Here is a 5,457-nt window from a genome sequence, read left to right as displayed (position 1 = left end):
GCCTGCACGAATTGCTCCCGTGGAACTGGAAGCCGGCAGACAAAACGGAAAGCTCCGTCAAGGCCGCATAGCCGCGGTGCTCGCCGCATGCTTACGCTCATAATCTGAAGTCCGCAGGTCCAAATCTGACTGAGCAGCTGATCACGGCCACCCACTTCCGTCGTGTCCCCAAAGCTCAGCTTAATCCGTTTGGCGCGGCTACGACGCCTCAGTGCTGACCGTCCGCTTTCCGCCGTGCACGTTGCTGATGCTGCGGATGCGGGCAAATTGCACGCAGATGCAGCGAACGACTGGAAGGTCACCCGCAAAGCCGCCCGTCACTCGGCCTTGCTGAACTCCCGCGCGAGAATTTCCCGCGCATGCGCGACCCCCTCTGGGGTCAGGCTCAGCGACTTCGCCTTGTTTTTGGGATCATGGATCAGGCCTTTCTCGAAAAGCCGGTTGGTGATGTGCCAATCGACCCCCTTCCAGACCCAATCACCGTCATGCAGCGTCAGGCTGAGGATCGCGAGGGCTGCGTCATCGATCTTGTCCGTGTCGAGTGTCATCCGCCTCCCCTTGCGCTGGTTTCGTACCGTATCGGCTGGCGCGTCACGCATATCCCCGCCGCTGTTTCGCGCGCGCGAGTTTCATCAGCGCGGTTACGGCGCGCCCTTCATCGGGATGCTGCTCGATCATCATCTGCCCGCGCGCACCGATCCGCCCCCATTCACGCACAAGGCTTGCGCCACCAAACAGGTCAGGCTGGATACTCATGCAGTAGAAGCGACGCATGTTGCACGCGGGATCGACCCGCCGCATCTGCAGCTCGGTGGGGAAGATCTCCAGTTGGCTGACGCTATCAAACATGTCGAAATCCGGTCGCGGGGTTTATGCCATAATATCAGGTGCAAGCGCGTGCTTCCACCGTGATTGCCCCGCAAGGGGAAAAAGGGGGCTTACGCCCCCTTCTCGAACTTCATAACCGGGATGCCCAGCTTCTTGGCCTTGTCGGCGAGGTTCTCCTGGATGCCGGTGCCCGGGAAGACGAGGACGCCCACGGGCAGCACGTCCAGCATCGCGTCGTTGCGCTTGAAGGGCGCGGCCTTGGCGTGCTTGCTCCAGTCAGGCTTGAAGGCAACCTGCGTCACGCCGCGGGCCTCGGCCCATTTGGCGGCGATGAGTTCTGCGCCCTTCGGGCTGCCACCGTGCAGAAGGACCATATCGGGATACTTGGTCCGGACCTGATCGAGCTTGCCCCAGATCAGGCGGTGATCGTTGAAGTCGGTCCCGCCGGTGAGGGCAACCTTGGGGCCTGCGGGAAGCATCACCTCGGTTTCCGCGCGGCGCTTGGCGGCCAGGAAGTCGCGGCTGTCGATGAGTGCTGCGGTCATGTGCTGGCGGTTCACCATCGAGCCGGTGCGGGGGCGCCAGGTTGAGCCCGTGTGATGGACGAACTCTGTCGCTGCGTGATCGCGCATCATGTCCATGCAGTTGCGCCGTTCGATCAGGGTCAGGCCTTCGGCTGTCAGGCGCTCAAGCTCGGTGGATTTCACCTCGGAGCCGTCCTGCTCACGCTGGAGGCGGCGCTGCGCCTGCTCGTTCTCGTCGAGCGACCGCTCGATCCGGGCCGTGGCGCGGTGAAAGAGGTTGACCTGGCCCCAGAGCACCTCTTCGAGGTCGGGCTCCATGCGGGTGTCTTCCAGTGTCGCGACGAGGGCATCGAAGATGTCGGCGACGGCGACCGCAAGGCGCTGCCCATCGGGCATCGGGCGCGGATCGGGCTCGTCAAAGGGGCGGTAGCCGTAGAGCTGCAGCTCGTCGAGCGCATGGGCGGTCTGGGATGCGGTATGGGCGGGTTCATACGCGTCGTCGTGGGTGTGGATCGTCATCGGTTCTTGCCTCCGGGCCTATCTCGTCCGCGCGTCATCCCGCGCGGCCTTCATGGGCTGCGAAAGCCGTGGGAGGGGACGCTCCTTCACCCCCTTTCGGGGCCGGAACGCATGTGGAGGAGGACGGGGGGCGGCTGATTTGCTTCGCGATGCAAAGGCGGCTCTGCCGCCGGCGGAAATCAGTCGCCCGCCGTCCTTGAAGGGGCGGCCCCTTTGACGGCCGCCTGCCCATCTCTTGAAGGCCGAGCGGGGGACGGGTGGATGAGATTGCCCCGGAAGAGGCAAAGCGACGATCCACAGCCATGACAGGGACCCGTGATCCCCGCCCCGCTGTCCCAGATTGCTCACCGAGCGATGCTGCTCAGCCTGACAGGCGATACCAATCCTCTGGCCCGATCTGCCCTGCCAGATGTTGGCGCAGCGCCTCCTTGCCGTTTGCGCGAAGGTCATCGTTGAAATCCCCAAGACGCGGCTCCACCAACCGTACGGCAATCCCGACCTCGGTTGCTCTGGCGCTCAACCTCTCTGCCGCTGCGCGCCCCGCGGGATCGCGGTCGATGGCGATGTAGAGGCGCTGCACACCTTCTGGCAGCAGGACCGCTCCAAGGTGACCCGACGACAGCGCCGCCCATACGGAAATGCCGGGCACCGCCTCGACCAAGGACAGCATGGTCTCGATGCCTTCGCCGACCACGAGGATGTCGTCATGTGGGGTCAGCCTGACGGCATTGCCGAGGAGGTGACCCATGGCACGCCGCTGCGTCTCGACAGCCGCCTTCCCCTGTCCGTCAGGTGCCAGCCAAGTACGATGTACGCCCTGCACGGCCCCTGCCCCATCGGTGACCGCGGCGAGCAGTGCCGGTCTGGGGAGGCTCCGGGTCTGGCCCTCCTCCCGATGCCAGCACTTCGGGTGGAAGCGAAGGGCGCTCATCATGCCACCTTGGGTGAGGCCACGGGATCGGAGGTAGGTGTCGGCAAGCGTGCCTGCGACCGGCACCGAGGCTGCAAACAATCGCGCCGCTGCCGTCGGCGTGCCGCCGGGGGCCTTGGCCTTCTTGGGCGCTGGTGCATCCGGGAGGACCAGCTGCGGACGGCCCAGATGCGCTCGGGCCTCAGTGAGAAGATCGGGAAAGCGGGAGATCCCAGTCCGCTCGCGGATGATGTCCAGAAGATCGCCATGCTCGCCCGTGGCGCCATCGGTAAACTTGCCGGCAGCACCCGGCCCTGATGTGGGTCCAGTCAGCCGCACGAAGAGCGACCGGCCGGGGTTGTTCTGCAAATCGCCGACGATCCAGTAGGACCCCTCCCGCCGTCCGGCGGGAAGGTAGGCGCGACATACGCTCTCTGCATTCTCCGCGAGTGCGCGGATCACATCTTCGGTCTCGGAATACATGGCTCAGCACCCTCCACGCGCATGTAGTCCTGTCACGGGACAACGTGCAAGCAGACGATCAAGCACTGCGATGCCGCTCGAGTCTGCTGGGCAGAAGAGCCGCAGCTTCCAGGCGATGATCTCCGAGAAGAACCCATCCGCTTTGAGCCGGTCCTTGGCGGCACCCAAAAAGCCCGACAGCTCGATCCGGTTCACCCCCATGACGCGGGACCGGTGCAGCTCCATCCCTTCGGCCAAGCGCACGACCGTCTTGCCCTCCAGAACAAGGGCATGGACCTGCGCCGCCGTGAGCTTCGGCGCATCGGCGGCAAGTGTGGTCGCGACCCACGACGGCGAAACGCGGCGACCGATGATGCGCTGACCGTCATCGGTCTGCAGCCGGTAGACGCGGGTCTCATCTTGGGGGAGCTGCTTCCAGATCGGCAGCAAGAGGCCCGCCACGATATGCAAGGTGGTTTCCGAGAACTCCGGCACTTCAGCCAGTTCTGCCGTCCAGGCTTCAGTGAAGGCCGCGCGGTCGGCTTCCAGCCAATGGGTGTCTTCCATGATCTTGGCAGGCACGGTGCTGGCCTCGATCGGCCGGATCAGCCTGAGGCGCGGCTCGATAGTGCCGTCGTCCATCATCAGGCTGGTCGCGGGCACCTGCACGGCAGACCGGCCCGAGCGGCTGTTGACCAGCAGGCGTGCCTTTGGGTCGTCGAGCCAGTCTAGCGCATCCGCCAGTGACAGCGGAGTATTTCGCTGCTTTTGCGCGATGCTCAGCAGCTGGGTTTCCGCGCCGGAGCCGGGATGGGTGTAGATCACCCGCGCATCCGTGACGCGGAAGCTTTCGGCGCGCAGCGTCTCCAGCCCGAGGTCGTAGACCCCGGCGGCGATGGCGCCCTCGATCCGTTGGTCGAGGAGTTCCTCGAAGGCCGCGAAGACCACAGCCTGCATGTCGATCGTCAGCGCCAGCAGGCGATTGAGGAAGGTCGTGATCGGCGGCAGGTCATCCTTCAGACCGTTGTCATCAGTCAGGCTGAGGCCGGTCGCATCCTCAAACGCCCCGAGCGAGCAGCCCGCAACATCGCCTCGATAGATGCGGCGGTAGAGTTGACGCAGGGCGTCGCGGGCATAGGGGGACTCCAGATTGTCCTCCGGCCGGAACAGACCCTGCCCGCCGGTCTGGCGCTGGCCGCGCGTGATCGCCCCGAGCGTGTCGAGGCGACGCGCGATGGTCGAGAGGAACCGCTTCTCCGCCTTTACGTCGGTCGCGACGGGCCGGAACAGCGGCGGCTGCGCCTGATTGGTGCGGTTGGTGCGCCCAAGGCCCTGGATGGCAGCGTCTGCCTTCCAGCCGGGTTCCAGAAGGTAATGAACCCGCAGGCGCTGGTTCCAGGCCCCAAGATCGGCGTGATAGCTGCGCCCCGTGCCACCCGCATCCGAGAAGATCAGGATGCGCTTCTGGTCATCCATGAAGGCGGCGGTTTCCGCGAGGTTGGCAGACCCCGCCCGGCTTTCGACGACGAGCCGCGCCAAATGACCCTCGCCCTTGCGCACGATGCGGCGCGAGCGGCCCGTCACTTCCGCCACCAGATCGGTGCCGAAGCGCTGGACGATCTGGTCGAGCGCCCCGGGCACAGGCGGCAGGCTTGCCAGATGCTCGATCAGCGCATCGCGGCAGCGCACCGCCTCGCGGCATTCCACCGGCTGGCCATCGCGCGTGACCGGGCGCGAGGAGAGGTTGCCTTCGCTATCGGTGAAGGGCTCATAGAGCTGCACCGGGAAGGAATGGGCGAGGTAATCAAGTACGTACTCGCGCGGGGTGATGTCGACGCGGATGTCGTTCCACTCCTCGGTCGGGATCTCCGACAGGCGACGCTCCATCAGCGCCTCACCGGTCGAGACGATCTGGATGACAGCCGCATGGCCTTCGGCAAGATCGGCGTCGATGCTTGAAATCAGAGTGGGGGTTTTCATCGAGGTGAGCAGATGGCCGAAGAAGCGCTGCTTGGCAGACTCGAAAGCCGAGCGCGCGGCGGACTTGGCCTGACGGTTCAGTGTGCCAGAATCTCCGGTGATGTTTGCAGCCTCCATCGCCGCCGCAAGGTTGTTATGGATGATGGCTAATCGCGAGGACGCGATAATGCGAAGGTATCCGAGGTTCATCTTTGTTTTCCTTGGTTTCTGGATGTCCGCGCGGCCTTTGCTGCG

Annotated in this window: 4 protein-coding genes and 1 pseudogene; all 5 read right to left on the bottom strand. The window is 64.9% G+C overall.

The features are described 5' to 3' along the window. Window positions 1–317 precede the first annotated feature (317 nt). Entirely contained in the window at window positions 318–548 is a 231-nt protein-coding gene (locus ACSSV4_RS22865) for a DUF6429 family protein (RefSeq protein WP_454277291.1), read from the bottom strand. A gap of 43 nt (window positions 549–591) precedes the next feature. Beyond that, window positions 592–849 (bottom strand): WGR domain-containing protein, encoded by a 258-nt coding sequence (locus ACSSV4_RS22860; protein ID WP_009819877.1) that lies wholly within the window; start codon window positions 847–849, stop codon window positions 592–594. 89 nt (window positions 850–938) lie between these two features. After that, entirely contained in the window at window positions 939–1,871 is a 933-nt protein-coding gene (locus ACSSV4_RS22855; protein ID WP_454277290.1) for a DUF2493 domain-containing protein, read from the bottom strand. Between the two features lie 361 nt (window positions 1,872–2,232). Further along, window positions 2,233–3,264, bottom strand: coding sequence for a DUF7146 domain-containing protein (locus ACSSV4_RS22850; protein WP_454277289.1), 1,032 nt, complete (start codon window positions 3,262–3,264; stop codon window positions 2,233–2,235). Between the two features lie 3 nt (window positions 3,265–3,267). Further along, window positions 3,268–5,370 (bottom strand): annotated as a pseudogene (locus ACSSV4_RS22845) (strawberry notch C-terminal domain-containing protein); the annotation flags it as partial. Window positions 5,371–5,457: the final 87 nt, after the last annotated feature.

It is taken from the genome of Roseovarius sp. MBR-154 (assembly GCF_053628595.1).
The sequence above is the reverse complement of the archived record's forward strand: the minus strand, read 5'-3'. Positions and strand labels throughout refer to the sequence as shown.

Bases quoted from the DNA above. Each gene is read 5' to 3' on its own strand.
- ACSSV4_RS22865 (WP_454277291.1), bottom strand. From the start codon at position 548: ATGACACTCGACACGGACAAGATCGATGACGCAGCCCTCGCGATCCTC.
- ACSSV4_RS22860 (WP_009819877.1), bottom strand. From the start codon at position 849: ATGTTTGATAGCGTCAGCCAACTGGAGATCTTCCCCACCGAGCTGCAG.
- ACSSV4_RS22855 (WP_454277290.1), bottom strand. From the start codon at position 1,871: ATGACGATCCACACCCACGACGACGCGTATGAACCCGCCCATACCGCA.
- ACSSV4_RS22850 (WP_454277289.1), bottom strand. From the start codon at position 3,264: ATGTATTCCGAGACCGAAGATGTGATCCGCGCACTCGCGGAGAATGCA.